Here is a 26,162-nt window from a genome sequence, read left to right as displayed (position 1 = left end):
TCTATTCCGGCATCCGCGTCAGACGGCAAGCCGGCGGGAGGATTTCATGACCGACACGACCTCAAATGCACCGGCCGACACCGCGCGGGCATCGGAACTTGGCGCGGTCGCCCGGTTTCTGAAGGCAACCGAACTCGACACACGCATGCTTGGCATGGTCGGCGCGCTGCTGGTCATCTGGATCGGCATCCACATCCTGTCGGGCGGACTTTTCCTGACGCCGCGCAATCTCTGGAACCTGTCGGTGCAGACGTCCTCGGTCGCGATCATGGCGACCGGCATGGTGCTGGTCATCGTCATGCGTAACATCGACCTTTCGGTTGGCTCCGTCGAAGGTGTGATCGGCATGATCATGGGCGTGGCGCAAGCCGAATTCCTCATTCGCGTCATCGGCTTCCAGCTTGGAAATCCCTGGCTCTGGATCATTGCGCTGGCCGCCGGCGTGGTGCTCGGTCTCCTGATCGGCGCATTCCAGGGCTTCATCATCGCCTATCTCGAAGTTCCGGCCTTCATCGTGACATTGGGCGGCCTGCTGGTCTGGCGCGGCATGGCATGGCTCATCACCAACGGGCGCACGGTCGCGCCGCTCGACGCCACATTCCAGCTGATGGGGGGCGGACCGAGGGGCTCGATCGGCGCCACCGCCAGCTGGATCATCGGCGCCGTTGCTTGCGCGGCTGTCGCTTTCGCGCTGCTCAACGGTCGATCGCAGCGCAAACGGTTCAACTTTCCGCTACGTCCGGTCTGGGCGGAAACCTTTCTCGGCGTAGTCGCCTGCGCTGCCATCCTTGGCGCGGTGTGGATCGCCAATTCCTATCCGTGGCCAATCGGCATCGTACGCCAGTACGCTCAGCAGAACGGCATCGCCATTCCCGAAAATGGACTGTTCATCGCCCACGGCATTGCCATACCGGTGCTGATGGCGGTGGCGGTCGGCATCGTCATGACGTTCATCACCAAGCGCACCCGTTTCGGCCGCTACGTCTTTGCCATCGGCGGCAATCCGGAGGCTGCCAATCTCGCCGGCATCAACACCCGATGGGTGACGATGAAGGTGTTCATGATCATGGGCGTGCTGGCCGCGATCAGCGCTGCGATCTCGTCGGCCCGTCTTAACGCGTCGACCAATGCGCTGGGCACACTGGACGAGCTTTTGGTGATTGCCGCCGCCGTTATCGGCGGCACCTCGCTTGCCGGCGGCTCCGGAACGGTGCTCGGCGCCATGCTCGGTGCGCTGCTGATGCAGTCGTTGCAGTCCGGCATGGTGCTGCTCGGCATCGACTCACCGCTGCAGAGCATCGTCGTCGGCGCCGTGCTCGTCGTCGCGGTCTGGCTCGATACCGTCTACCGCAAGCGGGTCTAGGGAAGGAGAACCATCATGGCCGACAACACCGCTCCCGCATCTGCTCCCGCCGGCACGTCGCTGGTCGACATGCGCAACATCTCGATTGCCTTTGGCGGCATCCGTGCCGTCGACGACGCCTCGATCGATCTTTTCCCCGGCGAGGTCGTGGCGCTGCTCGGCCACAATGGCGCGGGCAAGTCGACGCTGATCAAGATCCTGTCCGGCGCCTACAAGCGCGATGCCGGCCAGATCTTCGTCAATGGCGAGGAAGCGGCGATCTCCAACCCGCGCGACGCCAAGAAATACGGTATCGAGACGATCTACCAGACGCTGGCGCTGGCCGACAATGTCGACGCCGCCGCCAACCTGTTCCTCGGCCGCGAGCTGATGACCGCCTGGGGCACGCTCGACGACGTCGCCATGGAGGCCGAGGCGCGCAAGGTGATGGGGCGGCTCAATCCCCGCTTCCAGCGCTTCAAGGAGCCGGTGATCAAGCTGTCTGGCGGACAGCGGCAGTCGGTGGCGATCGCGCGCGCGATCCTGTTCAACGCCCGCATTCTGATCATGGACGAGCCGACCGCCGCACTCGGTCCGCAGGAAACGGCACAGGTCGGCGAACTGGTGAGGCAGCTCAAGTCGGATGGCATCGGCATCTTCCTGATCAGCCACGACATCCATGATGTGTTCGAACTGGCCGACCGGGTCTGCGTGATGAAGAACGGCCAGGTCGTCGGCACCGCGCGCACCACCGACGTGACGCAGGACGAGGTGCTCGGCATGATCATCCTGGGTAAATGTCCTCCGGGAGCCATTCCGGGGCCGGGCGCGCTGAAGATCGCCGCCTGAGGCGTTTTGTCGGTCCGGCATCGGCCGATCGGGCACGGCCGGTTGCCGTTCACGTGATGTACCAGCGATCACGATGGCTTGGCCTTGCCATTGTGTTGACCCGGCGACTTGCCCATAAAGGTCCGATATCGCTCATGGATCGCATCACCGTTGAAGAAACTTTTTCCAATCGTCGCGTTCGTCGCCGTCGCGCTGATCAGCATGACCATGGCGGGGTTCGCCTATTTCGCGACGCAGGAAGCCGCCCGCATCAAGTTCGAAGGGGCGGCCGACGATGCGCTCAACCGAATCGAGAGCCGTATCGACCTGCATCTGTCGCTGCTGCGCTCTACGCAGGCTCTGTTCGACGCCCGTAACGGCGACATATCGCAGAATGAGTTCAAGGCATTCTTCAACGCGCTGGATATCAAGGACAATTTCGCCGGCCTGCGCGGGATCGGGTTCCTCCAACTCGTCAAGACGGGCGACGAGGCGGCGGTCGAACGCGATATCCTCCACGATTTCGGTGCCAGCCATCCGGTCTATCCGGATACGACGCAGCCCTGGCGCGCGCCCATCACGCTGTTCGAGCCGCTGGATCCGTCCAACCAGGCGAGCATCGGCTACGACATGTTCAGCGAGCCGGTTCGGCGCGCGGCGATCGAAAAGGCAATGGCGGACGACCAGCAGCACGCGAGCGGGCTGGTGCAACTCGGCCAAGGCACCGGCGCCGCGCAGACCTTCACCGGCTTCCTGGTCTTCGTGCGGCTCAACGTCGAAACCGCGCCCGAGGTCATCAACGCATCGCGATCCTCGACCGCGGGCTTTCTCTACGCAGCCTTCCGGGCCCGCGACCTGTTCCAGATTGCGCTCAGCCGCACGCCGCTGCTGCCGGTCAACACCGAGATCTATGAAGGCACGGTGAACGGCGACAATCTGTTGTTTCGGTCGGAGACGCCACCGGCTTCGTCGTTTGGCGACCGGCTGCTGGTCACCCGCAAGATCATGGTGGCTGGCCGTCCATGGACCATATTGTTCAGGCCGACCAGCGCCTTTTCGCAACCGTCGTCGCGCGCCATCCCGGTGATGCTGGGGCTGTTCGGTTTGCTCGCGGCAGGCGCCATCGCGCTGGTGGCGCGCTATCAGGAACGGGCCTACGAGGCGGCATCGCGTCTGCACGAGACGACCGAAAAGAGCCTGCTCGAAAAGGACCTGATGCTGCAGGAGATGAAGCATCGTATCAAGAATTCGATCACCAGAGTGCTGGCGATCGCGCGACAGACGGCGTCGCGGGCGACCGACGTCAACGAGTTTTCCGCATCCTTCTCGGCCAGGCTGCAGGCGATGGCGGCTTCCCAGGACATGCTGACGCGCTCGCGCTGGCAGAAGGCGGATCTCGCCGATCTGCTGCGCATCGAGCTTGGCCAGGTGTTCGGCAAGGAACTGCCCGAGGGGCTGCTGTCAGGGCCGGAGGTACTGCTCGACGAGACGACGACGCAGTCGCTTGGCCTGACCTTCCATGAACTGGCGACCAACGCGCTGAAATATGGCGAAGCCGGCAATTCCGCCAATTCGCTTGGGAGTGACTGGGCGCTCAAGGTGGACTGGTCGCTGGAAGGGCGTGGGCGCGAGCGGACGCTGGCGCTGAACTGGCGGGAGGCCGGGAAAAAGAAAGTCGAGGCGCCGTCCGAAACCGGATTCGGCACCAAGCTGATCGACCTCAACGTCACGCGCGAACTGCGTGGCACGATCAAACGCGATTTTCAGGCCGATGGTCTGAAGGTGGAGATCAGAATTCCGCTGGTCGGCTGAGGTTCAGCCTGTCAGCAGGGATAGCCACAGATTGCCGGGTCATAAAAAAAATCCGGAGGCCGGATACGGCCTCCGGATTTGCATTCCATTATCGCGGATTAGTTGCAGCGTGCCGTGTAGATGCGGCCATGGCGGTCGCGATACTGGCAGTAGCCGTTCTGCAGCTTGCGCACCAGCAGGCCGGAACCGGCGCCGACGGCCGCACCAATCAGCGCGCCCTTGCCACCGCCGACCAAGCCGCCGATACCGGCGCCGATCAAGCCGCCGCCAACCACGTCCTGCTCGGTGGAGGTGCAGCCGCTTAGAGCAGCCACCGCAATCATGGCAATAATCATCTTCCGCATTGAGTCACTCCTCACTTTGTGTCCACACTTTGGTAAGCACCAGCAGCCATTTAGCATGAAACAACGGGCTTTGCTGCTCCAATTTATTGTTGGCTAAGGTCGCCTTTTTCTGGGCGCGCCGCGTTCGATGCCACGACGAGGCTGGATATCGCCAGCGAGGCGTCGAGACTGCCATCGGTATGCACATTCCAGACGATCCGATCATAGTCATCCTCGAGCGCGGGATCGACCGCGAGGCACTTGGCGACGACGTGTTGCGCCTGCTCCCGCACATCGCCCACGACGAAGGGACGCTCGGCAGTGCATTCGTCGACGGTCGCAAAGACGCTGACTGGAACCTGCAGCTCATGACAATCGGCCATCGAGTTGGTGCAACCGATGACCAGCAACAGTGCAGCGATATGTTCCATGGCGAGCCCCCTCGCCACAATAACGGTCCGGATGAGCCAAAAGTTCCTGGTTCCGGGATGACAAGCGGACAATGGCTGTCGCGAGCGGCTAAACAGTAGGCGGGCAGGACGGATCGCAGTCAGGTCAGCCTGAACACGGTGACCAGGAGAATTGTCGCGGCCGCGGCCAGGACCACACCCCAAAGCAGACCGTGATGAGGCGGGGAAAGCGGTTCCGCGGATGCTTCGGGATCCTGGAATTCGCCCATCGAAACACGGGCGGCCTGTTCCAGTCTGTTCATGTCGGAGACGGTCAAGCATTCCTCCCAATACCTTGTTGCAACCCAAGCAAGTTGCAGCAGTATCTGGGTAAAACAGCATCCGCCCTTATGGTGAACAGTCGGTTAAGGATCTCCGGCCGCCGCAGGCGTTCCCGGCCACCGCGCTCGTCATGTCTCGAAATTGCTGTGCGGAACGACAAGGCGGTATTCGAGGTGGCCATCTACGATATCGAGGCTCGCGGTTCCATTCAGGGACGCGGGCACCACCCGCTCCAGCGCGACGCTGCCGAAACGCTTTTGACTGCCTCGGCCGCCATTGGTTCCAATGGCTTCGGCCCATGTCAGCGACAGGACGACCTCACCGGCGGCTGCGGTGTTGAGATCGGCGCTCACCTCGACGAAACCATCCGGCCGGGACAGGGCGCCATAGCTGACCGAGTTGACGGCGAGTTCATGCATCGCGAGGCCAATATGCAGTGCGGCGTTGGGATTGAGGTAGGGATTGGCGCCCCGGAAGCGAAGGCTGTGCGATGTGCTCGTGCCATAGCGGCCGACCTGGCTTGCCACCAGGTCATGGAGGGCCGCACCGCGCCAGTTGGAAGAAGTCACCAGGTCCTGGGAGGACGCCAGCGACTGCAGCCGGCCACGAAAACGGGTCAGGAAATCGCCGATGCTGTCGGAATAGCGGCCGGTCTGGGTCGCTATGCTCTGGATGATCGCCAGCAGGTTCTTCGAGCGGTGGCTGACTTCGCGCAACAGCGTCGTCAATGTCTGTTCGCGGCGCTTCTGCTCGGTCGTCTCGACCATTGTGGTGACCACGCCTTGCACATCGCCGCCGTCGCCATGGTCGGCATCGACCCAAACCTGGAACCAGCGGATGCCATCTTCGCCCGGGACACTGATCTCAAGCCGCTCCGGATTGCCGGTCGCGACCACATCGCCCTTTGCGGTGCGGATGCGGTCGGCCTGCGCTGTAGGCAAGATGCCATTGCCGTCGGTATTGTCAGAGACCCAGGGCGCACGCATGTTGCGGGCCCATACGGTCTTCATCTCTCGATCCTGATAGAGGACGGAAATGCCGGCATTGTGCAGGGCGTGGAGAAGCGCCCGGCCAAGCTGCATGCCGCTTTCCGCCGGATGCAGCGCGATGACTTCGTCACTCCCCGCGCCTTCCGTCCTATCTGAAGTCTTGGAGCGCATCGGTCAATCTGTCCACCCCTGCTAGGCTGAACGGTTCCCCGGCAAATGGGTTCCCAAGGAAAAACCAGCTTCCAAATAGCGGTCCGCCGGACGGCGTCCGTTTGAGGGACACCGCCCGGCGGTGGCTGGAAACCGTTTGAGGGGTGCGGCTTCCAGTGTTCGCCTGAATGAAGGTCGCCTCATGCCCGCCTGAACAGACCGGCAAGAAGCGAGATGATCAGGAAGGCGAGAAAGACGAAGAACAATATCTGCGCTATGCCAGCAGACGTGCCGGCGATGCCGCCGAAACCAAGCGCGCCGGCTATGATGGCCACGACGAGAAATACGAGCGCCCAGTAAAGCATGGTTCATCTCCTTCCGAATGGTGCGAGCAAAACGTGGGTGGTTGCGGTTTGTTCCACCATTTGCTGAAAAAGACGACGCTTGCAAACGGTTCCGGGGAAATCGCTGACGAGGGAACCCCGGCTTGCAAAGGCCCGCCAGATGCGGCATCGGGCGGCCTTGCCGTGAAGTCCTGCTATCGGTCGGAACTTTCGGCCAGACGGCCGAGCCTATGCGGCGGCCTTGGCCTGACGGTCGAAGAACAGCGCCTGGCTGATCAGCGCCTTGACCATGTCGGGGTTGAATGGCTTCGTCACCAGGAAAGCCGGCTCTGGGCGCTCGCCGGTCAGGAGGCGCTCGGGAAAGGCGGTGATGAAGATGACCGGCACCGACGTTGATGACAGGATCTCGTTGACCGCTTCGATACCCGAACTGCCGTCGGCGAGCTGAATGTCGGCCAGCACCATCTTCGGCCGCGTCTTGCCGAACAGCGTCACCGCTTCGGCATGGGTGCGCGCCGTTCCCACGACGCGGTGGCCGAGGCTCTCGACCATCTCCTCTATGTCCATGGCGATCAACGGTTCGTCCTCGATGATCAGCACGTCGGTTGCCACCTGGCGAGAGATTTCATTGCTCGCCTGGGCAAGCAGCTCGGAGAATTCCTGGTCGCCGACGTCGAGGATCTCGGCCGCCTCGTCCTCGCTGAAGCCTTCGACGGCGACCAGCAGGAAGGCCTGCCGGGGAAGCGGCGCGATCGCATTGAGATTGGCGGCTGCGCGCTGCTCCCATGCCGATTGTGCCTGCTCCTGCGGAACACGGATGGCGACCGACGTGAACAGTTTGGCGAACACCTTGTAGAGGGCGATACGGTCGCTCGATGCTTCGGGAAAAATATCGACATCGGCAATGATGGCCTCGAGCATCGCGGCGACCAGCGCATCTCCGCTCTCCTGGGATCCGGAAACGGCGCGCGAGAAGCGGCGCAGGAACGGCAGGTGCGGGGCGATGGTGGCGGATAAACTCATGGTAGGACGTCTCCCTCAGAATGACGCGATGCAGGTCGAGCTGATTGCAGGCCCAGCTAACATAACGCGGGCTCTCCGAAAAAGTTCCGGCGCAAATGGAACGAATGGGCGCGAACGGCGTTTGGGGTTGGGATGGGCGACCAGACGAGGATGCCGCTTGCCTTGTGTCGAGTTGAATTCAAGCGGCTTTCGTGCTGGGAATATAAGGGCGAAATGAAGGATATGACCAAAGAAATTTTGACTGGCGCCGCGGGCAGGCGCCGGAACGGTTCGGGCGACCCGCTCGGGCCTAACTCCGAAATCGGACGCAAACTCAAGCAGTATTACGACGAGCTGGTCTCCGACGATGTGCCGGATCGCTTTGCCCAGTTGCTCAGGCAACTGGAACGGACCGAACCCGCGCAGAAGAAGGACTGAGGCATGGCAGCGGTCTCCCAAGGCTTCAAGACCGATCTGCTTGGGGCGATCCCAAGCTTGCGGGCCTTTGCCGTGTCGTTGACGCAGAATGCCGACAAGGCCGACGACCTCGTTCAGGAGACGCTGGTCAAGGCCTGGGACAAGCATGAGAGCTTCCAGCCCGGCACCAATCTCAAGGCATGGCTTTTCACTATCCTGCGCAATGAGTTCTATTCGCAAATGCGCAAGCGGGGCCGCGAGGTGCAGGACAGCGACGGCATCATGACGGCCAGGCTTGCGGTGCATCCGGCCCAGCACGGCCAACTCGACCTCAAGGATTTTCGTGGCGCTCTCGAGCAATTGCCGGAAGACCAGCGTGAGGCCATCATCCTCATCGGTGCTTCGGGCTTCTCCTACGAGGAGGCCGCCGAAATCTGCGGTTGCGCGGTCGGAACGATCAAGAGCCGGGTCAGCAGGGCCCGCACGCGCCTGCAGGAAATCTTGAAGATCTCCGGTGAAGACGAATATGGTCCCGATGCGATCTCGACCCAGGTCACAGGGACGGCAGCACATTGAAGCATGCCTAGTAGCAGGAACCCGGATGCTGCCGCGTCGGTCTCAATCAGGCGAGGCACGTCCGTAGGCCAGCGCCACCGCTTCGACCAGATCTTCGCCTGAATAGGGTTTGGTGACCAGCCTCACCCCTGGAAACGTTGCCTTGATCTCGTCCGCATCCGAATAGCCGGAGGCAAACACGAAGGGGACGCCTGTTTCACGCAGGCCCGCGGCGAATTCGAGCGTCGAAGTGCCGCCCAGCATCAGATCGACGATGGCCGCGTCGAATTGCGTTGCGACCTTTCGGCCATCGACCTCGGTCAGGTCCCGGGCAATCACCACCTCGCCTGCACCGTGGTCACGGCAAAGCTGCTCGACATCCATGGCTATGAGGAACTCGTCCTCCAAGACAAGAATGCGCAATCCATCAAGTAACGGGGGCACGGGCAATGGCTCCTTGAAACGGTGGGAGTCATGATGGTTATTTGGGCCGTTGTCATTTAAAAAAGACATGCCGCCGCTCGTCTAACAGAGACATCCCGCCGCTCGTCGGAACTTCGATCCTGGCAAAGCGTTTCAAATCTTGCCTGCCGCCCGGCGGGCGCTCGAGGAGGGGGGTCGAAATGCCAAGCCAGAATGGGCGCTTTTCAGCTGATGGATCGCAAGGTGGTCGTCTGGCGCGATGGCGGTTGCGAGGCGCTAAAGCAGCTCGGGAGGGCCGCCGAGTTCTGACGCAATGCATCTTGCCAGATCGGGTGCGCGCGGGCAGCTTTCCAGGTAGTTTGGACCGATGCCGGAACGTTAAGCCGCACGGCGCGTTTGAAATCGAGCAATCACAAGGAGTTAAGCAATGGCAGCTGCCGCAGGAAAGACCGCCAACGAGGCGCGGGCGAATTCGGACCTCGAGGCCGATATCAGGCAGTTGAAGGCCGATATCGACAAGCTTACCAAACAGTTGGCCAAGACCGGTGAACACGGCTACGGCACCGCGCGTCGTGCGGCGGCCGAAGGTGTCGAGCAGTTGCGGGCCCAGGGTGAAGCGGCTTTCGATAGCCTGCGCGGCAACGCCAGGGATATCGAGGCGCAGATGGTGGCGAGCGTACGCGAAAAGCCTGTGACGTCACTGGCAATCGCCGCCGGTGTCGGCTTCCTCTTCGCGCTGCTCGCGCGTCGCTAGTCACGCCGCAGATGGGACTGCTGGCATCGCTGCTTTCGGGTTTCGCCTCGGGTGAAACTTTGGCCGCCGTGCGCCGCGCGCGCACGGCGGCCATCGTCTATGCGCTCGCCGCTTTGGCGGCATTGTGCGGTCTCGGCTTTCTGGTGGGGGCCGCCTATATCTGGGCGGCCGCCCGCTATGGATCGCTGGCGGCGGCGCTCAGTTTCGGTGTCGGCTTTCTGGTGGTCGCGGGCCTCGTTCTCCTGATCCATCGGTTGATGTCCGGCGCTCGCGCCCGCCGCGAGGCAAAGCGGCGCAAAACCGACATGAAGGCGATCGGCGTCACGGCCGCACTGGCCCTGCTGCCGACGTTGCTCAAGGGGACAGGGGGACTCAAGGGGAAAGGCGGCCTCGGGATCATTCTGGGCCCGGCCGTGGCGCTCGCGGCCTATGCCATTTACCGCGAGAACTCCAAACCCGGCGCTGACCATCCGGATGATGCCGGCGAGGGGAAATAACGTCGCCGCTTCGGCCCGGATGGGTCCGTCATTTCGACAGGTCTTCCAGGGGCATCGATATTTCGGCGAATACGCCCTCCTGACGGAATTCATGGGTCACTTCGCTTGAAAGGACCTTGGCCAGGCTGCGCCGGATGAGGATCGAGCCAAATCCATGGCGCTGGGGCGGAGCAACCTGCGGGCCGCCGGTTTCGCGCCAGGTCAGTACCAGGCGACGGTCGCTCTTCCTGCCTTGCGCCTTCCAACCGAGATCGACCTTGCCCGACGCAACCGACAGCGATCCATATTGCAATGCGTTGCTGGCCAATTCGTGCAGGATAAGGCCGAGACCGACGGCCTGATCGGGCGACAGCAGCAGGTCGGCGCCGGAAATCGTCATGCGCGCCTGGCCGGCTGTGTCAAAGGGTCCGGTCTCGATCTGGACGAGTTCGCGGATGCCGATGCCGCGCCACTCTCGGTCGGACAAGAGATTGTGCGCGATGCCCAGGGCCTGAAGCCGGGCACCGAAGGCCTCCAGGAATTCGCTCGGCTGGCGGGCATGACGCACGGTCTGCGTCGCCAGCGCCTGGACGGTCGCCAGCGTGTTCTTGACGCGATGGTTAAGCTCGCGCAGCAACAGCCGCTGCCGTTCGTCGCCGAGCTTGCGTTCGGAGATGTCGTAGTTGACGCCGAAGATCAGCGTCGGCTTGCCCTCGCCGTCGCGTTCGATGACACGGCCACGCGTCGCGACCCAACGCGGCGGATGGAAGCCCTTCACGCGATATTCGCCGAAGTAGTCGTCACTGCCGGTCAAGGCGTCGCGAAAGCGGGTCTCGGTCTGGTAGACGTCGCGGGGATCGATGGCGGTGAGGATATCGCGGGCCCGCAGCCGGGTCGAGCGCGGCAGGTTGAAAAGTTCCGACAGCCGGACATCGCATTCGATGATATCGGTGCGGATGTCCCATGCCCAACTGGCAAGCGAGGCGGCATCGAGCGCGATGGCGCGGCGTTTTTCCTCGCGCGCCAGTGCGGCCTCGGCGATAGCGCCGCTGCGGGTTGCGTCCTTCAGGGTGAACAGGCTGGCGGCGAGGCCGGCGAGCGTCTTCAACTGGTCGAGCGTGGCAGGGGACGGATAGGCGTGCGGCTTGCGGTCGAGGACGCATAGCGTGCCGATCCTTGCGCCGGCCACCAGCATCGGCGCGCCGGCATAGAAGCGCACATGGTGCTTGCCCGTGACCAGCGGGTTGGTTTTGAAGCGTGGATCCGTCGTTGCGTCCGTCACCACCATGGGTTCGTCGCCGGCGGCGATGGCGTGGGCGCAGAAGGAGATGTCGGTCGTCGTTTCGGTCTCGTCCAGGCCAAAGCAGGACTTGAACCATTGCCGCTCGATATCGACGAGTGTGACCAGGGCGATCGGCGCTCGCATGACGGTCGCAGCAAGGCTGCTGATGCGGTCGAAGTCCAGGTCCGCGGCCGTATCCAGCATCTCCAGCCCGTGCAGCACGGCCAGACGGCTTTCCTCCCTCACCGCGCGCGCAACCGCGGCCGGCAGAACCGGCACTGTTTCCACCTTGCTATCCACCCAAGTCCCCAAAGCCCAGCCCCGGTCTTTGCCGCTTCGCCGGCCTGCGGCCGATCGGCTCGTCTCGGAACCATCCTAGCAAGGAACCGTTACCGAGAACGTCAACAGGCGCGGAACGAAACAAGGACCGGCCATGATCAAGATCATTCCCGAAAACAAAGCGCGTCAGGGGCGATGGGGCAGGCATGGCTTGCGTATCCTGATCGCCGCGCTGCTTCTCGCCTTCGCGGCCTGGGGCATCGCCGAAATCTATGGCGAGGTCGCCAAGACGCCGGCGACAGAGCAAGGAAGCGCGCCGAGCAACTAGAGCCTTGACCGTCATCGTCCGAGATCGCATCAGGCGGCCTTTGCCTCGGCAATGCTGGCCGGCACCAGGACATTGAGCGCGCCAGGCCGGATTTCGAGCGTCGTGTCGCGGTCGAGCCTGACCAGTTCGCCATCCATCACAGCGTGGAACTTCTTACTGCCCGAGTGGATTTTCAGAACCGCCCGGTCGGCTTGGTGGATTTCGACATGCTCGTTGTCGCGCCATTTGCCACGCGCCACGTCGAAGAAGAATTTGACCAGTTCTGCACGCTGCTGCGCCACCGTGACGTAGATACCGAGCACGCCGCCAGCAGGGTTGTCGGCATAGGGCAGGTGGCCTTCGCCAAACAAATTGTTGGTAATACCGATGCCGGTGATGCGCGCCGCGATCTCGGTTTCGCCGATATTTAACGTGACGTTCATCGCCGGCGGATTCTTGATCGTCGCCCACGCCGCCTTCGCCGAAGCCCCGATCTTTCCCAGGCGCGAACCGAATTCCATCCTTTGGCGCAACTGAACCATCCTCGCATGCATGCCGATGGAGAACTGATGGATGAAGGGCTGGCCGTTGGCCGTGGCCATGTCGACGGCGATGATTTCGCCGTCAGCGAAGGATTTCAGCGCGGCATCGAGCGACTGTGGAATGCCCAGGCCGCGTGCGAACAGGTTCATGGTGCCAGCCGGCAATATGGCAAGCGCTTTGTTCTTGCCCATCAGCCTGGCGGCCGCGGCGGAAATGGTTCCGTCGCCGCCACCGGCCAGCACGACATCGACGGCACGGCGCGAAGCGACGCTGTCGAGGGTTTCGACCACGTCCTTGCCGGCAACGACATCGATGCTGAGAGAATGGCCAGCACTTTCCAGGGTCCGACGCATCCTGTCGGAAAAAGCCGCGAGGTCGGTGGTGCGCATGGTGCCACCGTCCCGGTTCAGCACCGCCGCAAATTTCATGCCCCGCTCCGCTGCCTAAGACACAGTCCGGCCGGCATGCGCCCAGCCGAAGGCTGAAACGCAGCGAAGCGGAAAAGGTTCCGGCGGCACCGGGATCCGCGGTTGCATCCAGTGGGCCTGCCCCGCATTTCGCTTCAGGTTTTCATCACCAATGCCACGCGGCTTTTTGTCGGAACAACAGCATGGTCACGACGTTGTGAACTTGTAGAAATGCCGCGCTCGATCTCCCCGGCGACGGTCAAAACCGGGCGCGGCGTGCACGCAACTCAGGCACGCAGGAGAGATGATCATGATCCGCACCCTTTTAGCTTCGACCGCACTCGCAGCCCTGGTCGCGACCGGCGCCTTTGCGCAGACCGAGGCAAGCCCGGGACCGGCCACACCTTCCGTCCAGCAGCCCGCCGCTGGTTCGGCGATACACGCCGAAGGTAGCATCGTCACCAACATCATCGGCGAATCCGTCTATAACGGCCCCGGTGACGACGCCGAAAATATCGGCAAGGTCACCGATGTCGTCTTCGACAAGGATGGCATGACGAAATCCGTCGTCATCGGCGTCGGCGGCTTTCTCGGTGTCGGAACGAAGGATGTCGCCTTCGACTACGACAAGCTGCAATGGGCCGAGAAGAATGGCGACCGGTGGCTGATTGCCAAGACAACGAAGGACGAGTTGAAGGCCCAACCTGAATTCGACAGCAAGCCTTATGAACCCGCGCCAGCGCCTGCGGCTTCCAACGCGGCAGCACCCGCGGCAACGGATACGGCACAGGCACCTGCCGCCGCACCGGCCGAGCCGGTAAAGCGTGCCGATGGCAATCTTGCCACCAACATAATCGGTGAGACCGTCTACAACGGCACCGGCGACGACGCGCAGAACATCGGCGAGGTCAATGACATCGTGCTGTCCAAGGAAGGCAAGGCCGAGTCCCTGGTCATCGGGGTAGGCGGGTTCCTGGGCCTCGGGGCCAAGAACGTGACCTACGACTTCAGCAAGGCAAAGTGGGCCGAGAAGAACGGTGACCGCTGGCTGGTCGCGCAGACCACCAAGGAAGAGCTGCAGGCGCAACCGGATTTCAACCGCAAGGCCTATGATCCGGTGCCGGCAACGACGGCGTCCAATGCACCGGCGGCAACCACTCCGGCCGCCGCGCCCTCCGGCACGACGGCCCCCGCCGCTCCGGCAAACAAGACGGCGCAGGCGCCGGCATCCCCAGATGCCTCGGCTCCCGACCAGACGCAGACCGCGGCCATCGACAAGTCGGCGCTGACGGAAATGCCGATTGGCGAACTCCGTGGCGAGGACCTGAAAGGCACGACCGTCTATGGCGCCAATGATGCCAAGGTCGGCGAGATCGGCGATGTCGTGCTGACGCCCGACAACAAGCCCGACGCCGTGATCGTCGACGTCGGCGGCTTCCTCGGCATAGGCTCGAAGGAAGTGGCTGTCGGCATGGATAATTTGAAGTTCATGACCGACAAGAACGGCAAGAAGTACCTGTACACGACCTTCACCAAGGAACAGCTCCAGGCCCAGACCGCCTATGACAAGGGCAGCTATGCCGAGAAGCGGGACCAGCAGCGGATGATTGTGAGGTAAGGGAATAGGGAATAGGGAATAGGCAGTAGGCAGTAGGGAATAGGGAAGAATAGAGCTGGCCAACATCAGGCCGCCGCGGATGCTCTACTGCCTACTGCCTACTGCCTACTGCCTACTGCCTACTGCCTACTGCCTACTGCCTACTGCCTACTGCCTACTGCCTACATACCCAGCCACACCATTGTCCGTCAGTTCCGCCAGCGCCAGTGACTGGTCGAGATGTTCGGCACGCCAGGCGAGAAGCCGCTCGGCGAATTCCAGACGGGTGGACAGATGCGCAGGGCTGGTGGCGAGGTTGGTCAGTTCGCCAGGGTCTGCCTCGACGTCGAAAAGCAAGGGTGGCAAGCCGCCGCCAAAATGTACGTATTTGAATTTTTTGGTGCGGATGACGGCCAAATTGCACTGGCGCGAGGCAATGCCGAAATGCCGCTCGGCCTCGCCGTCCGCGATCGAGCGGAAATCGAACTCCCAATGAGCGGCGTCGCGCCAGACAGCGGGCGTTCCGCCGCTCAGGAACGGTTTCAGCGAGCATCCGTCGAGATGCGGCTCGGGGGCTCCTCCAAGCAGATCCATGAGCGTGGGTAAGATGTCGACCGCTTCGGTGAAGCGATCGACCGTGCTGCCGGCGGCTTTGCGATGTCGCGGATCGCGAATGACCAGCGGGATGTGGTAGCTGCCGTCGAAGTAGCCGCCCTTGCCCAGCATGAAATGGTCGCCCATCATCTCGGCGTGGTCCGACGTCAGCACGATGATGGTGTCGTTCCACGCACCCGCGGCCTTGACTGCTTGCCAGATGCGGCCGAGCTGCGCGTCCATCTCCGCGATCATGCCGTAATAGATCGCGCGGATCTGGCGGAAATCATCCTCGCTCCAGTCGTGCACTTTGCCCGCAGCGCCGGGTCGGAACTTCGCGCGCTTCTGCCGGCCAAGGTCATAGGCGAGATAGGGATGGCTCTGCGCTTCGGCCCGCCAGCTTTCCGCGCGGTGAAAGACCGGGCCGTCGGCCGGATCGTACAGCGTGTTGTAGGGCTCCGGCACGATGAAGGGTGGGTGCGGGCTGATGAAGGAGAGATGCGCGAACCAGGGCGTGGCCTGCTCCTGCTCGCCCAGCCAGCGGATGAACTCACCGGCAAGGAAAGCGGTCGGCGTATGGTCTTTCGAATAGGCTGGCGGCGCCTCTGTCACTGCGTCGGCATGATCTTCCAGGGGACGATGGATGCCGGGCGATCCGGCGCTGACATCGATGCCTTGCTGCTTCAGCCAGGAAAGCCATTGCTTCTGATGCTCGGGCAGCAGCTGGCGCACCGTGAAACCCGGCAGCACGCCTTCGTAGCTTTGCAGCCTTGGATCACCCGGCGCCAGCAAGCGCGGATCGAGCGACACATCGGTGTAGCCGAACAGCGTCGGGTCGTAGCCCAGGCTGCGCGCATGCAGCGCAATGTTGCCGTGGCGAGCGTCGAGTGGCGTGCCGTTGCGGCAGACGCGATTGTTCATCTGGTAGAGGCCGGTGTAGAGGCAGGCGCGAGCCGGCGAGCAAGGTGCGGCGCCGCCATAGTGGCGCTTGAACAGCACGCCTTCGGCGGCCAGCGCATCGGCATTCGGTGTCCTCACCACGGGATGGCCGGCGGCCGAGAGGCTATCGCCGCGCCACTGGTCGCAGGTAATCAGGAGAACGTTGGGGCGCCTGCCTGTTCCAGCCACGTGTTATACCTTTCGCTGCATTGTTCGAACGCCGCTCATGGAACCGATTTCCGGCAATGGCGCAAGACCGCTTCTGTGAGTCGATTGGTGAACAAATAGCTTTCGATTGTTCACTTTTGCAGCACAGTCCATTCTGTGTTTGCCGCCTTTGCCGCAAACGGTGGTGTCCTCATATTGGGGTGGACAGCGGCGAGGGCCGCACAGACACCAAGGGAAGGAGCAAGACAATGCTCGACCAGATCAAGGGGCTGCATCACGTCACCTCGATGGCCAAGGATGCAAGGCAGAACAATGATTTCTTCACCCACAAGCTCGGCCTGCGCCGGGTCAAGAAAACCGTCAATTTCGACGCGCCCGACGTCTACCATCTCTATTATGGCGACGAGGTCGGCACGCCCGGTTCGGTGATGACTTATTTCCCGTTTCCCAATATCGGCAAGGGCCGTCGCGGCGTCGGCGAAGTCGGCACTACGGTTTATTCCGTGCCGCAGGGCACGCTCGCCTATTGGGAGAAGCGCTTTGCCGATGAAGGCGTGACCGGCGTCTCGCACGAGGAGAGCTTCGGTGAGAAGCGGATCAGGTTTGATGGCCCCGAGGGCGACGGTTTCGCGCTGGTCGAGGACAAGGCCGACAGCCGTGCGCCCTGGGCCAAGGGCGGCATTCCCGTCGACGAGGCGATCCGTGGCTTTCACTCGGTTGCGCTCAGGCTGAAGGATGGCGGCGCCACCGAGGAGCTCTTGAAGTTCATGGGCTATGAGGAAGTCGAGAAATCGGGCACGATCAGGCGGCTGGCGCTGAAGAACGGCAACGGCGCTGATGTCGTCGACATCGAATCGCTGCCGACGGCGGCCTTCGCCGATCTCGGCGCCGGCTCCGTCCACCATGTCGCCTTTGCCGTCGAGAACCGCGCCAAGCAGCTCGAAGTGCGCAAGGCTCTGATCGACACCGGCTATGCGGTGACGCCGGTGATCGACCGTGACTATTTCTGGGCGATCTATTTCCGCACACCGGGCGGTGTGCTGTTCGAAGTCGCCACCAACGAACCGGGTTTCGACAGGGATGAAGATACCGCTCATCTCGGTGAGGCGCTGAAGCTGCCGACGCAGCACCAGCACCTCAGACCCTATCTCGAACAGCATCTGCAGAAACTGGAAGGCTGAAGCCATGAGCAAGGACGCCTACATCCACAAGGTGCTGCCCGGTTCGCCCGGCGGTCCGTTGCTCTTCGTCTTCCATGGCACGGGAGGCGACGAGAGCCAGCTTGTCTCACTGGGGCGCGATCTCGCGCCTCAGGCCACCATCATCTCGCCGCGTGGCGATGTGTCCGAACAAGGCGCGGCGCGCTTCTTCCGCCGTACCGGTGAGGGCGTCTATGACATGGACGATTTGGCGCGGGCGACGGGCAAGATGGCAGGGTTCGTCAAGGCGCATGTCGAGGCTGCGAAGCCATCGGCGGTGCTTGGCCTCGGCTATTCCAACGGCGCCAACATCCTGGCCTCGGTGGTGTTCGGGGCACCGGCACTGTTCGACGCTTCGGTGCTGATGCATCCGCTGATCCCGTTCGAACCACAGGTCAACGGCAGCCTCGCCGGCCGTCACATCTTGGTGACCGCCGGCAAGCGCGATCCGATCTGCCCGCCGAACCTGACGACACGGCTCGAAGCCTATTTGCGTGCCGACGGCGCCGATGTCACAGTGGAGTGGCACGATGGCGGGCACGAGGTGCGGCCGAATGAGATCGAGGCGGCCCGGCTTTTTTTTGCCGGTGCCGCGCAAGGAGTCTAGAGATGCCCGACCAACTGCCTGAAATCGAACTGGAGGATCGCGGCTCCAAGGGCCGCTATGTCTTGCGCGGCCCCGGTGGCGCCGAGGCCGAGATGACCTTCACCAAGATCGGCGAGCACCAGATCATCATCGATCACACAGAAGTGCCGGACGTCTTTCGCGGCCAGGGTGCCGGGCTTCGGCTCGTGACCCGCGCCGTCGAGGATGCGCGTGCGGCGGGCAAGAAGATCATCCCGCTTTGTCCGTTCGCCAACGCCCAGTTCCGCCGGCATAAGGAATGGGTCGACGTGCTGAAGCAATAGGATCGTACAGGCGGGTGATCAGCTGCGCGGGGACAAAAGCGCAGCCACTGGCACGGCTTTGTAATTTGCGCGGGTAGCACATCGTGCCTAAGTGGGTATGATAATCGCTCCCGCGCCGACAAACGAACCGAATGATCCCCCAATGACCGCATCCGATCTCGTCCCCGTCTTCGACGGCCATAACGACACGCTGCTCAGGCTGTATCAGTCCAAGGACACGGACGTCGAAAAGCTGTTTAGCGAGGGGAAATCGGGCGGCCACATCGATCTGCCGCGCGCCAAGGCCGGCGGCTTTGCCGGCGGCATGTTCGCCATCTTTCCGCCGCCGGTCGAGAAAGCCAGGCGCAGCGCCGTACCCTCGGCACCGAGCGACAGCGAGCCTTTGCCTCCCGAAGTCCCGCGCACCGATGCGCTCAACTCGACGATCGCTATGGCCTCGATCCTGTTTCGGCTGGAACGGGCGGGGGCGCTGGCCGTCTGCCGCAGCGTCGCCGATGTGCGCAACGCCATGGCGCGCGAGACGATCGCGGCGGTTTTCCACATCGAGGGCGTCGAAGCCATCGATCCCGAACTCACCATGCTCGACGTGCTGCATGCCGCGGGCCTGCGTTCGCTCGGCATCGTCTGGAGCCGGCCGAATGCCTTTGGCCATGGCGTGCCGTTCCGCTTTCCCTCTTCGCCCGACACCGGGCCTGGGCTGACCGATGCCGGCAAGGCGCTGGTCAAGGCCTGCAACGAGCTGAAGATCATGATCGACCTCTCGCATCTCAACGAGAAAGGCTTTCGCGACGTGGTTGCGCTTAGTGATGCACCGCTGGTTGCCACGCACTCCAACGTGCATGCGATCTGCGGTCATTCGCGCAACCTCACCGACTGGCAACTCGGCGCGATCCGCGAGTCCGGCGGCATGGTCGGGCTGAACTTTGCCACCGGGTTCCTGCGCGAGGACGGCCGCATGAATGCCGACACCAGCCTCGATATCATGGTGCGCCATGTCGATTCCCTGCTGCAGGCCTTGGGCGAGGATGGCGTCGGTCTCGGCTCGGATTTCGACGGCGCCATGATCCCGGCAGTCATCGGAGATGTGGCCGGCCTGCCGAAGCTGATCGATGCGCTGGCCGCGCGCGGCTTCGGACGAGCGCTGATCGAGAAGATCGCTTACCGCAACTGGCTAAGCATGCTGGAAAGAACGATAGGCTGAACCACCTATTCGAAGCCGATGCGCTTCAGCCAGTCCTTGCCGACGCCACGATCCCTGATGATCGGCAGCGGGTTTTCCGAATCGAGCCTTGCGCAGATGCGATAGACTTCGAGCGTCTCGGCGCTCATCTCGCCGCGTTTGTAGAAGTACATGGCGGCGGCATAGCGCGTGCGTCCCGACCATTTCTCGCCGAGCGGCGTGTTGACCAGCTCCCACTGCTCGGTGGCTTCCCCATCTTCATCTGTCTCGCCGGCCATGGTCAGAAATCCGCCGGCGGATTGGCGGTGCGGCGATCGAGTTTTATGAAGGGTCGCGCCACTACCTTGGCCCGCTTCATCAGCTTCTGGTATTGCAGCTCGCGCATGGCGTAGATCTCGACCCAGAGGTCCTCCACCACAGTATCACCGTAGGGCCGCGCCAGCGAGGCGATGGCGATGTTGCGCTTGGCCATCGGCGACCACATGGCGGCGCTGACCAGACCGACTTCCTGGCTTTTCTTGTGGTAGACGATGGCGTGTTCGGCCGGGATGTTGCCTTCGATCTCCAGCCCGACCAGCACATGGCGGAGCTTGCGTTTCGCGCGGGCCCCGAGAATGGCGCGGCGGCCGTTGAAATAGCCTTTTTCGGGATCGATCATGAAGCCGAGCCCGATCTCGTCCGGCATGCGCAAGCGGTCGGCGCGAATGGCGTGCTCGGCTGTGGTGAAGTCCGCATTGGCGACGATCAGCCCGGCCTCGAGCCGCGCGCGATTGAGTGCGGTGTAGCCGATGGCGCGGATGCCGCGCAGCTCGCCCGCCGCCATCAGCCGGTCCCAGAGGCTCAGCGCCTTGTCGGCCGGCACGAACAGTTCGTAGCCGAGATCACCGGTGAAGCCGGTGCGCGAAATGTTGACGGCACCGCCGTCATGGGGAAAATCGGCGAGGTCAAAGACCTTGAGTTTCTCGACGCCGACGAAGCCGGCATCGCGCAGCACGGCGAAGGAGGTCGGCCCTTGCAACGCAAGGCCGGCGACGGCCTCGGTTTCTTCCTCGACCGTGACGCTGAAGCCAATGGCGCTGTCGAGAAGCCAGGGCAGATGCCGCTCCTGCGAACAGAGCCGGAAGCGTGTCGGCGACAGCCGGAACAGCGTACCGTCATCGAGGACGAAACCCGCGTCGTCGCACCACGCCGTATAGTGGACGCGGCCGGGCTTGAGCTTCGTCACGTCGCGCAAGGTGACGCGGTCGAGGAAGGCTTCGGCGTCCGGCCCTTCGATCCGGTATTTGGTCATCGGCGAAATGTCGAACAGCGCCGCCTGGCTGCGGATGGCAAAATATTCAAGCTCCTCGTCCCACAGTGAATGCGGCGCGCGGTAGCCTGCCCAATTGTACCAGTCCTGGGTCCTGGCCAGCGCGTCGAGGCGCGGCTGGAACGGCGTGCCGAGGCGCAGCATGCGGAAATGCGATTGCGCGGCAATGCGGGCAGAGTTGATTTCCACATGATGATTCATGACGGCGTTCCTTTGCGCCCCCCTCTGTCCTGCCGGACATCTCCCCCTCTTGGGGGGAGATTGGACGTCGTCGGCGATTTCGCCAATTCTCGACGTTGCAAGGAAAGCGCCGACCGAGCGAACTGCCAATCTCCCCCCAAGAGGGGGAGATGTCCGGCAGGACAGAGGGGGGCGCCGTGGGGCTGGACTTCCGTGAATAGAAAAATCATGCTTACCCCTTCATCGCGATGATGCGCCGCGCAGCGTTCAGGCCCGGCGCACCCGAAACACCGCCACCTGGATGCGAGCCGGCGCCGGCCAGGAACAGTCCGTCGAGCGGCGTGTCGTAGCCCGACCAGCCGGAGACGGGACGCGAGATCAGCATCTGGTCGGCCTGCAATTCGCCGTGGTGCCAATGGCCGCCGGGCATGCGGTAGCGCGCCTCGATGTCGGCCGGTGTCAGGAGCCCGGCATGGACGACGCTCTTGCCGATGCCGGGTGCGTGAGCCTCGAGCTGCATCATGATAGCCTTGAGGAAGTTCGGCTTGCCGGCAGCCCAGCCTTCTTTCAACGCGTAGGGGGCATATTGCACCACCGCCGACAGCACACAGGCGCCATCAGGCGCAAGCGACGGATCGGCAAGGCTGGGCAGTGTGATCTCCATCACTGGCTCGGGCGAGAATTCGCCATATTTGGACGGGTTGAAGGCGCGCTCGACATGGTCGGGCGAGGGCGCGATGACGAGGCGGCCCTTGTGACCGGCGGCATCGACGCCGGCGAATTGCGGCGGCCGGTCGAGCGCCAGATTGAGCTTTGCGGCATCGCCCTTCATGCGGATGTTCTTCACCTTGCGCACCAAGCCGGTGTCGAGCTGGCGCGGGCCGACAAGATCGAGGAAGGTGGTTGCCGGGTTGATGGCGGAGACGATTGTTCTGGCGCGCAGCTCCTCGCCATTGTCGAGCGCGACACCGACGGCGCGGCCGTTCTCGACAATGATTTTTGCGACCGGAACCGATGTGCGGATTGTCACGCCGGACTTCTCCGCCGAAGCGCGAATGGCGGTGACGACCGCACCCATGCCGCCTTGCGGCAGCATCTGCGCACCGGCCGCCCCGCCGGTCTCGCCGGCCAAGCGATAGTAGAGGCCAAGCAGCGAAGTCGGCGAGCGTGGACCGAGATGGCTGCCGAGCGTAGCGTCGAAGGCGAGCAGGCCTTTCAGCCTGATATCGGTAAGCTGTTCGTCGAGCAGGTCGGCGACGTTCATCAACAGCACGCGCAGGAAATCGCGCATGTCTTCCTTGCCGAGCTTCTTCAGCGCCAGCGCGGTCTGGCCGAGGGCAGCCGTCTCAAGCAGCGACATACCGGCAAGATCGGGCGGCCGGCGGGAGAGGAACGGTTTCAATATGCCGGCGTAGCGCAGCAGCTGCGCGCGCAATTCCTTCCAGGTCGATTGTTCGGAGGAACTGGCGCCGGTCAGCACCTCGCCATAGGCGCCATGCAGGACAAGCGGCGGACCATCCGTGGACAGAGCAACCGACGGCATGAAGTCGGCACGCGCGATCTTTAGCCCGTGCTTCTCCAGTTCCAGCGTTTTTATCACATCGGGATGCAGCCGGTTCAGCAGATGAGCGACGGACGAGACGCGAAAGCCGGGCGCGAATTCCTCGGTGCGCGCGGCGCCGCCGATTTCGGTTCCGGCTTCCAGAACCAGCGCCTTGCGGCCGGCTTTGGCCAGCGTGGCGGCGGCGACGAGGCCGTTGTGGCCGCCGCCGATGACGATTGCATCAAATGACGTCATGGGCCGGGCTCATATGCGAGGTGGATTTGGCGAGATCGCGCAGGATTTCCGCCGCCGCGTTGCGGCCGGGCGCACCCATGACGCCGCCGCCTGGATGGGTCGAGGAGCCGCACATATAGAGGCCACCGAGCGGCGAACGGTATTGCGCGTAGCCGGGCACCGGGCGGTTGAACAGAAGCTGGTCGAAGGTCAGTTCGCCCTGGAAAATGTTGCCTTCGGTGAGGCCGACCTCGGCCTCGATCTCGCGCGGCGTGCGCACCTCCATATGGATGATGCGGTCGCGGAAACCCGGCGAGTACTCGGCGATCTGCGCGATCACGCTTTCGGCGAAGCCGTCGCGATCGGCGTCGGTCCAGTCGCGGCCGTTCACCTTGGGCGGCGCATACTGCACGAAGCAGCTCATGAAGTGCTTGCCCGGCGGCGCCATCGTCGGGTCGAGCGTTGTCGGGATCACCATGTCGAGGAACGGGTCGGCCGACCAGCGACCGGCCTTCCAGTCGTCGTAGGCGCGCTCCATGCGCTCCATCGAATCGGTGAAATGCATGTCGCCGCGATAGACTGGTGAATCCTTCGGCAGCGCCGGAAATTCCGGCAGCGAATCGAGCGCGATGTTGACCTTGCCGGAGGAGCCGCGGATCTTGAAGTTCCTGACCCGGCGCAGGAAAATGTCGGGCAGCTCCTTTTCCTCGACCAGCTTGAGGAAAGTGCGCTTCACATCGGCGTTGGAGACGACGAGCTTGCCGTAAATCTCCTCGCCGCCGGCCAGCACCACGCCCTTGGCCTTGCCTCGGTTCACCAGCACATGGTCGACCTCGGCGCCGGTGCGGATGGTGCCGCCAGAGGCCTTGAACGAAGCGGCCAGCGCTTTGGTCACCGCGCCCATGCCGCCGCGCGCATAGCCCCAGGCGCCGACCGAGCCGTCGACCTCGCCCATATAGTGGTGCAGCAACACGTAAGCCGTGCCCGGCGACATCGGCCCGAGCGCGGTGCCGATGATACCGGACAAAGCGAAGTTCGCCTTGATGACATCGGTCTCGAAATATTCGTCGAGGAATTCCGAGATCGACATGGTCCAGAACCGCAGCGTCAGCGCCATCTCCTCGGCGGAGAGGCCGGCGAATTTCTTGCCGAGATAGAGCAGCTCGCCGAGGTCGCGTGGCTTGAGGCTGGTCGGGTCGGGCGCGGTGCGCATCAACAGCGGCTGGATGAAGCGGCACTGCCGCGTCACATCGCGGGCGTAGCGGTCATAGGCTTCGGCGTCGCGCCTGGAGAAGCGGGCGAATTCGCGCCGATGGGCATCGTGGTCGCGGTAATTGGCGAGATAGTCGCCGTCGCGGGTGAACACCGCGCCGCCTTCGTAGGAGATGACCTGCAGGCCGAAGCGCGGCAGTTCCAGGTCGCGCATGATCTCGGGACGGAACAGCGAGCAGACATAGGAGCAATTGGAATAGAGGAAGCCTGGGGTCAATTCGCGGCTGGTGGCGGCGCCGCCGACCCAGTCGTTCTTCTCGACCACCAGCACGTCGAGGCCGGCGCGCTGCAGATAGCAGGCGTTGACCAGTCCATTGTGTCCGCCGCCGATGATGATCGCATCCCAAGCTTTCATTTTGGCTCAATTCCCACGTGCGACCCGCTGTTCATTTTTGTGTGATCTGTTCCCGATTGCGCGGAATTTGGCACGGCATCGGCCATTCTGTCCAGTCATACTGAATGAATGTTCAACAAATGATGTTGCGTTTTCCTCGTCATGCGCTACGCTTTGCCGACGTTCGAAACGGGCATTCATCGATTGGGGATCGAATGATCGAAACGGCAGATGCCGAGCCGGAGTATGACGACACCGCCATCCGCTTCCTCGAAGCGCTGTGGGGCGATGGTTACCTGTCGCCGGGTGGACCCGAGGAGGTCGACCGGGTGGTCGAGGGCCTTTCGCTTGAGGGCAGGACGATCCTCGATATCGGCTGCGGCTCGGGCGGCATCACGCTGCATCTGGTCGAGCGCCACGGCGCCGCGCACTCCACCGGTTTCGATGTCGAACAGCCGGTGATCGAGGCGGCCCGACGGCGAGCTGCCGCGCGCGGGCTCACGGATCGCGTCAGCTTTCTCCAGGCGCCACCTGGACCGCTGCCTTTCGCCGATCGCTCCTTCGATGTCGTCTTTTCCAAGGACGCGCTGCTGCATGTGGCCGACAAGGACGCCTTGTTCGCCGAGATATTCCGCGTGCTGAAGCCCGGCGGTGTCTTCGCGGCCTCCAACTGGATGATTGGGCATGACGGCGAACCGTCACCCGAGATGAAGGCGTATGTCGCCGCCGAGGGCCTGTCCTTCGCCATGGCATCGCCGGCGCGCTATGCACAGGCGATGCGCGGTGCGGGCTTTGCCGATGTCACCGTCACGGACCGCAATCCCTGGTATCGCGAGGTGGCGCGCGGCGAGCTGGAAAGGCTGAAAGGACCACTCTATGCGCCGGTCGCAGCCGCGGTCGGCGCGGCCTATGTCGACAAGAACATCAGGACCTGGGAAGCCATGCAGAAGGTGCTTGACAGTGGCGAGCACCGTCCCACTCATCTGCGCGGTTGGAAGCCGGTTGGATAGCCGGCAATGCTGGAGACCGTCACATCCATGAAGACTTCCGAAGCCAGGGACATTCTCGCTGAAACGGCGCCAAAGGGCGATGCCGAAAAGCGCGGCCGCAAGGCCTCGAAGGAGGTCCGTCGGCTGCAGCTGATCGAGGCGACGATCGATTCGCTGGCCAAGCGTGGCTATGCCGAGACGACGATGGCCGATGTCGCCGATGGCGCGGGTCTCTCGCGCGGCATCGTCAACTTCCATTTCGAGAGCAAGGAAAAGCTGCTGATCGCGACGTTGCAGCATATGTATGACGAGTATTCGGTGCATTGGCGCGCCTCCCTGCAGAAGGCAGGCGACGATCCGGCGCGGCAGCTGCAGCAACTGGTGTGGGCCGACTTCGACCGCTCGATCTGCAACAAGCGCAAGCTCGCCGCCTGGCTGGCCTTTTGGGGCGAGGCCAAGTCGCGGCCGACCTATCAGGCGCTGAGCAGTTCGCGCGATGCTTATTACCAGCAGGTCTTCATCGATCTCTGCACGACGCTCAAGCAGAGCGGCTCGTATGGCTATGAGCCGCAGGTGATGGCGCTGGCGCTCAGCGCCATGCTGGAGGGGCTGTGGCTGCGGCTGATGATGGGCACCGAGGACACCACCCGCGAAACCGCCTTGCTGGCGGCCAATGAATTCCTGTCGGCGGCTTTCCCGAAACACTACCCGCTGAAAGGCGCGACGAAACCATAAGAAAACCACAGAGGAT

Annotated in this window: 29 protein-coding genes; 15 read left to right on the top strand and 14 right to left on the bottom strand. The window is 63.1% G+C overall.

Annotated elements, in window-relative coordinates; all coding sequences use genetic code 11:
* The first annotated feature begins 46 nt into the window (after positions 1-46).
* The 3 genes from FJ978_RS19205 (at position 47) to FJ978_RS19195 (ending at position 3,982) form a co-directional block, all read left to right on the top strand.
* Positions 47-1,363, top strand: coding sequence for a sugar ABC transporter permease (locus FJ978_RS19205; protein WP_013892658.1), 1,317 nt, complete (start codon positions 47-49; stop codon positions 1,361-1,363).
* A 15-nt stretch (positions 1,364-1,378) separates the two neighbouring features.
* Positions 1,379-2,191, top strand: a complete 813-nt coding sequence (locus FJ978_RS19200; protein ID WP_013892659.1) for an ATP-binding cassette domain-containing protein — start codon at positions 1,379-1,381, stop codon at positions 2,189-2,191.
* Positions 2,192-2,341: 150 nt separating this feature from the next.
* Positions 2,342-3,982: a CHASE domain-containing protein gene (locus FJ978_RS19195; RefSeq protein ID WP_140573304.1), complete on the top strand. Its 1,641-nt coding sequence runs from the start codon at positions 2,342-2,344 to the stop codon at positions 3,980-3,982.
* A gap of 98 nt (positions 3,983-4,080) precedes the next feature.
* Here the strand turns inward: FJ978_RS19195 and FJ978_RS19190 are convergent, their stop codons facing one another.
* From FJ978_RS19190 to FJ978_RS19170, 6 genes are all read right to left on the bottom strand, one after another.
* On the bottom strand, positions 4,081-4,326 hold the full coding sequence (locus FJ978_RS19190; RefSeq protein WP_013892661.1) for a YMGG-like glycine zipper-containing protein: 246 nt from the start codon (positions 4,324-4,326) through the stop codon (positions 4,081-4,083).
* A gap of 83 nt (positions 4,327-4,409) precedes the next feature.
* A complete protein-coding gene (locus FJ978_RS19185; protein WP_140573303.1) occupies positions 4,410-4,736 on the bottom strand; it encodes a hypothetical protein in 327 nt (108 codons plus the stop codon).
* Between the two features lie 119 nt (positions 4,737-4,855).
* Positions 4,856-5,032 carry a hypothetical protein gene (locus FJ978_RS32840; protein ID WP_013892663.1) on the bottom strand — a complete coding sequence of 59 codons (177 nt, stop codon included), beginning with the start codon at positions 5,030-5,032 and terminating at the stop codon, positions 4,856-4,858.
* Positions 5,033-5,164: 132 nt separating this feature from the next.
* Complete coding sequence (locus FJ978_RS19180) at positions 5,165-6,196, bottom strand: sensor histidine kinase (RefSeq protein ID WP_013892664.1); 1,032 nt, start codon at positions 6,194-6,196, stop codon at positions 5,165-5,167.
* 179 nt (positions 6,197-6,375) lie between these two features.
* Positions 6,376-6,540: a DUF1328 domain-containing protein gene (locus tag FJ978_RS19175; RefSeq protein WP_013892665.1), complete on the bottom strand. Its 165-nt coding sequence runs from the start codon at positions 6,538-6,540 to the stop codon at positions 6,376-6,378.
* A 207-nt stretch (positions 6,541-6,747) separates the two neighbouring features.
* Positions 6,748-7,542 (bottom strand): response regulator, encoded by a 795-nt coding sequence (locus FJ978_RS19170; RefSeq protein WP_023763751.1) that lies wholly within the window; start codon positions 7,540-7,542, stop codon positions 6,748-6,750.
* A 213-nt stretch (positions 7,543-7,755) separates the two neighbouring features.
* On the opposite strand from FJ978_RS19170, the gene FJ978_RS19165 reads away from it, so the two are divergent.
* Positions 7,756-7,959, top strand: a complete 204-nt coding sequence (locus FJ978_RS19165) for a NepR family anti-sigma factor (protein WP_013892667.1) — start codon at positions 7,756-7,758, stop codon at positions 7,957-7,959.
* A 3-nt stretch (positions 7,960-7,962) separates the two neighbouring features.
* A complete protein-coding gene (locus FJ978_RS19160) occupies positions 7,963-8,514 on the top strand; it encodes a sigma-70 family RNA polymerase sigma factor (RefSeq protein WP_013892668.1) in 552 nt (183 codons plus the stop codon).
* A 42-nt stretch (positions 8,515-8,556) separates the two neighbouring features.
* Here the strand turns inward: FJ978_RS19160 and FJ978_RS19155 are convergent, their stop codons facing one another.
* Positions 8,557-9,006, bottom strand: a complete 450-nt coding sequence (locus tag FJ978_RS19155) for a response regulator (RefSeq protein ID WP_013892669.1) — start codon at positions 9,004-9,006, stop codon at positions 8,557-8,559.
* Between the two features lie 337 nt (positions 9,007-9,343).
* On the opposite strand from FJ978_RS19155, the gene FJ978_RS19150 reads away from it, so the two are divergent.
* A complete protein-coding gene (locus tag FJ978_RS19150) occupies positions 9,344-9,670 on the top strand; it encodes a DUF883 family protein (RefSeq protein WP_140573302.1) in 327 nt (108 codons plus the stop codon).
* A gap of 11 nt (positions 9,671-9,681) precedes the next feature.
* The gene (locus FJ978_RS19145) at positions 9,682-10,167 is read left to right on the top strand and encodes a hypothetical protein (protein WP_140573301.1); all 486 of its coding nucleotides are present in this window, start codon (positions 9,682-9,684) and stop codon (positions 10,165-10,167) included.
* Between the two features lie 28 nt (positions 10,168-10,195).
* Here FJ978_RS19145 and FJ978_RS19140 read toward each other — a convergent pair whose 3' ends face one another.
* Entirely contained in the window at positions 10,196-11,728 is a 1,533-nt protein-coding gene (locus tag FJ978_RS19140; RefSeq protein ID WP_140573300.1) for an HWE histidine kinase domain-containing protein, read from the bottom strand.
* Positions 11,729-11,861: 133 nt separating this feature from the next.
* Between FJ978_RS19140 and FJ978_RS19135 the strand changes: the two genes are divergently transcribed.
* Positions 11,862-12,035, top strand: a complete 174-nt coding sequence (locus tag FJ978_RS19135) for a hypothetical protein (RefSeq protein WP_013892673.1) — start codon at positions 11,862-11,864, stop codon at positions 12,033-12,035.
* Between the two features lie 29 nt (positions 12,036-12,064).
* On the opposite strand, the gene FJ978_RS19130 is transcribed toward FJ978_RS19135, so the two are convergent.
* Positions 12,065-12,985 carry a diacylglycerol kinase family protein gene (locus FJ978_RS19130; protein ID WP_013892674.1) on the bottom strand — a complete coding sequence of 307 codons (921 nt, stop codon included), beginning with the start codon at positions 12,983-12,985 and terminating at the stop codon, positions 12,065-12,067.
* 289 nt (positions 12,986-13,274) lie between these two features.
* Between FJ978_RS19130 and FJ978_RS19125 the strand changes: the two genes are divergently transcribed.
* Positions 13,275-14,582 carry a PRC-barrel domain-containing protein gene (locus tag FJ978_RS19125; RefSeq protein WP_140573299.1) on the top strand — a complete coding sequence of 436 codons (1,308 nt, stop codon included), beginning with the start codon at positions 13,275-13,277 and terminating at the stop codon, positions 14,580-14,582.
* 147 nt (positions 14,583-14,729) lie between these two features.
* Here the strand turns inward: FJ978_RS19125 and FJ978_RS19120 are convergent, their stop codons facing one another.
* Positions 14,730-16,283: an alkaline phosphatase family protein gene (locus FJ978_RS19120; RefSeq protein ID WP_140573298.1), complete on the bottom strand. Its 1,554-nt coding sequence runs from the start codon at positions 16,281-16,283 to the stop codon at positions 14,730-14,732.
* A 227-nt stretch (positions 16,284-16,510) separates the two neighbouring features.
* On the opposite strand from FJ978_RS19120, the gene FJ978_RS19115 reads away from it, so the two are divergent.
* From FJ978_RS19115 to FJ978_RS19100, 4 genes are all read left to right on the top strand, one after another.
* Positions 16,511-17,443 carry a VOC family protein gene (locus FJ978_RS19115; RefSeq protein ID WP_140573297.1) on the top strand — a complete coding sequence of 311 codons (933 nt, stop codon included), beginning with the start codon at positions 16,511-16,513 and terminating at the stop codon, positions 17,441-17,443.
* Between the two features lie 4 nt (positions 17,444-17,447).
* A complete protein-coding gene (locus FJ978_RS19110) occupies positions 17,448-18,068 on the top strand; it encodes an alpha/beta hydrolase (RefSeq protein ID WP_140573296.1) in 621 nt (206 codons plus the stop codon).
* 2 nt (positions 18,069-18,070) lie between these two features.
* Complete coding sequence (locus FJ978_RS19105) at positions 18,071-18,370, top strand: GNAT family N-acetyltransferase (RefSeq protein ID WP_140573295.1); 300 nt, start codon at positions 18,071-18,073, stop codon at positions 18,368-18,370.
* Between the two features lie 142 nt (positions 18,371-18,512).
* The gene (locus tag FJ978_RS19100) at positions 18,513-19,571 is read left to right on the top strand and encodes a dipeptidase (RefSeq protein WP_140573294.1); all 1,059 of its coding nucleotides are present in this window, start codon (positions 18,513-18,515) and stop codon (positions 19,569-19,571) included.
* Between the two features lie 5 nt (positions 19,572-19,576).
* On the opposite strand, the gene FJ978_RS19095 is transcribed toward FJ978_RS19100, so the two are convergent.
* From FJ978_RS19095 to FJ978_RS19075, 4 genes are all read right to left on the bottom strand, one after another.
* Positions 19,577-19,828 carry a hypothetical protein gene (locus FJ978_RS19095; RefSeq protein ID WP_140573293.1) on the bottom strand — a complete coding sequence of 84 codons (252 nt, stop codon included), beginning with the start codon at positions 19,826-19,828 and terminating at the stop codon, positions 19,577-19,579.
* A 2-nt stretch (positions 19,829-19,830) separates the two neighbouring features.
* The gene (locus FJ978_RS19090) at positions 19,831-21,060 is read right to left on the bottom strand and encodes an aminomethyltransferase family protein (protein WP_140573292.1); all 1,230 of its coding nucleotides are present in this window, start codon (positions 21,058-21,060) and stop codon (positions 19,831-19,833) included.
* A 211-nt stretch (positions 21,061-21,271) separates the two neighbouring features.
* A complete protein-coding gene (locus FJ978_RS19080) occupies positions 21,272-22,837 on the bottom strand; it encodes an NAD(P)/FAD-dependent oxidoreductase (protein ID WP_140573291.1) in 1,566 nt (521 codons plus the stop codon).
* On the bottom strand, positions 22,824-24,443 hold the full coding sequence (locus tag FJ978_RS19075) for an NAD(P)/FAD-dependent oxidoreductase (RefSeq protein ID WP_140573290.1): 1,620 nt from the start codon (positions 24,441-24,443) through the stop codon (positions 22,824-22,826). The genes FJ978_RS19080 and FJ978_RS19075 overlap by 14 nt, the downstream gene beginning before the upstream one ends.
* Before the next feature lie 194 nt (positions 24,444-24,637).
* On the opposite strand from FJ978_RS19075, the gene FJ978_RS19070 reads away from it, so the two are divergent.
* Entirely contained in the window at positions 24,638-25,432 is a 795-nt protein-coding gene (locus FJ978_RS19070; protein ID WP_140573289.1) for a methyltransferase domain-containing protein, read from the top strand.
* Positions 25,433-25,438: 6 nt separating this feature from the next.
* The gene (gene betI / locus FJ978_RS19065) at positions 25,439-26,146 is read left to right on the top strand and encodes a transcriptional regulator BetI (RefSeq protein WP_140573288.1); all 708 of its coding nucleotides are present in this window, start codon (positions 25,439-25,441) and stop codon (positions 26,144-26,146) included.
* Positions 26,147-26,162 lie beyond the last annotated feature (16 nt).

The sequence above is a fragment of the Mesorhizobium sp. B1-1-7 genome (genome assembly GCF_006442705.1).
GTDB lineage: Bacteria > Pseudomonadota > Alphaproteobacteria > Rhizobiales > Rhizobiaceae > Mesorhizobium > Mesorhizobium opportunistum.
This window is presented reverse-complemented; position numbering and strand designations above follow the sequence as displayed.

Bases quoted from the DNA above. Each gene is read 5' to 3' on its own strand.
- FJ978_RS19205 (WP_013892658.1), top strand. From the start codon at position 47: ATGACCGACACGACCTCAAATGCACCGGCCGACACCGCGCGGGCATCG.
- FJ978_RS19200 (WP_013892659.1), top strand. From the start codon at position 1,379: ATGGCCGACAACACCGCTCCCGCATCTGCTCCCGCCGGCACGTCGCTG.
- FJ978_RS19190 (WP_013892661.1), bottom strand. From the start codon at position 4,326: ATGCGGAAGATGATTATTGCCATGATTGCGGTGGCTGCTCTAAGCGGC.
- FJ978_RS19185 (WP_140573303.1), bottom strand. From the start codon at position 4,736: ATGGAACATATCGCTGCACTGTTGCTGGTCATCGGTTGCACCAACTCG.
- FJ978_RS19180 (WP_013892664.1), bottom strand. From the start codon at position 6,196: ATGCGCTCCAAGACTTCAGATAGGACGGAAGGCGCGGGGAGTGACGAA.
- FJ978_RS19175 (WP_013892665.1), bottom strand. From the start codon at position 6,540: ATGCTTTACTGGGCGCTCGTATTTCTCGTCGTGGCCATCATAGCCGGC.
- FJ978_RS19170 (WP_023763751.1), bottom strand. From the start codon at position 7,542: ATGAGTTTATCCGCCACCATCGCCCCGCACCTGCCGTTCCTGCGCCGC.
- FJ978_RS19165 (WP_013892667.1), top strand. From the start codon at position 7,756: ATGAAGGATATGACCAAAGAAATTTTGACTGGCGCCGCGGGCAGGCGC.
- FJ978_RS19160 (WP_013892668.1), top strand. From the start codon at position 7,963: ATGGCAGCGGTCTCCCAAGGCTTCAAGACCGATCTGCTTGGGGCGATC.
- FJ978_RS19155 (WP_013892669.1), bottom strand. From the start codon at position 9,006: ATGTCTTTTTTAAATGACAACGGCCCAAATAACCATCATGACTCCCAC.
- FJ978_RS19150 (WP_140573302.1), top strand. From the start codon at position 9,344: ATGGCAGCTGCCGCAGGAAAGACCGCCAACGAGGCGCGGGCGAATTCG.
- FJ978_RS19145 (WP_140573301.1), top strand. From the start codon at position 9,682: ATGGGACTGCTGGCATCGCTGCTTTCGGGTTTCGCCTCGGGTGAAACT.
- FJ978_RS19135 (WP_013892673.1), top strand. From the start codon at position 11,862: ATGATCAAGATCATTCCCGAAAACAAAGCGCGTCAGGGGCGATGGGGC.
- FJ978_RS19130 (WP_013892674.1), bottom strand. From the start codon at position 12,985: ATGAAATTTGCGGCGGTGCTGAACCGGGACGGTGGCACCATGCGCACC.
- FJ978_RS19125 (WP_140573299.1), top strand. From the start codon at position 13,275: ATGATCCGCACCCTTTTAGCTTCGACCGCACTCGCAGCCCTGGTCGCG.
- FJ978_RS19115 (WP_140573297.1), top strand. From the start codon at position 16,511: ATGCTCGACCAGATCAAGGGGCTGCATCACGTCACCTCGATGGCCAAG.
- FJ978_RS19110 (WP_140573296.1), top strand. From the start codon at position 17,448: ATGAGCAAGGACGCCTACATCCACAAGGTGCTGCCCGGTTCGCCCGGC.
- FJ978_RS19105 (WP_140573295.1), top strand. From the start codon at position 18,071: ATGCCCGACCAACTGCCTGAAATCGAACTGGAGGATCGCGGCTCCAAG.
- FJ978_RS19100 (WP_140573294.1), top strand. From the start codon at position 18,513: ATGACCGCATCCGATCTCGTCCCCGTCTTCGACGGCCATAACGACACG.
- FJ978_RS19095 (WP_140573293.1), bottom strand. From the start codon at position 19,828: ATGGCCGGCGAGACAGATGAAGATGGGGAAGCCACCGAGCAGTGGGAG.
- FJ978_RS19090 (WP_140573292.1), bottom strand. From the start codon at position 21,060: ATGAATCATCATGTGGAAATCAACTCTGCCCGCATTGCCGCGCAATCG.
- FJ978_RS19080 (WP_140573291.1), bottom strand. From the start codon at position 22,837: ATGACGTCATTTGATGCAATCGTCATCGGCGGCGGCCACAACGGCCTC.
- FJ978_RS19075 (WP_140573290.1), bottom strand. From the start codon at position 24,443: ATGAAAGCTTGGGATGCGATCATCATCGGCGGCGGACACAATGGACTG.
- FJ978_RS19070 (WP_140573289.1), top strand. From the start codon at position 24,638: ATGATCGAAACGGCAGATGCCGAGCCGGAGTATGACGACACCGCCATC.
- betI (WP_140573288.1), top strand. From the start codon at position 25,439: ATGCTGGAGACCGTCACATCCATGAAGACTTCCGAAGCCAGGGACATT.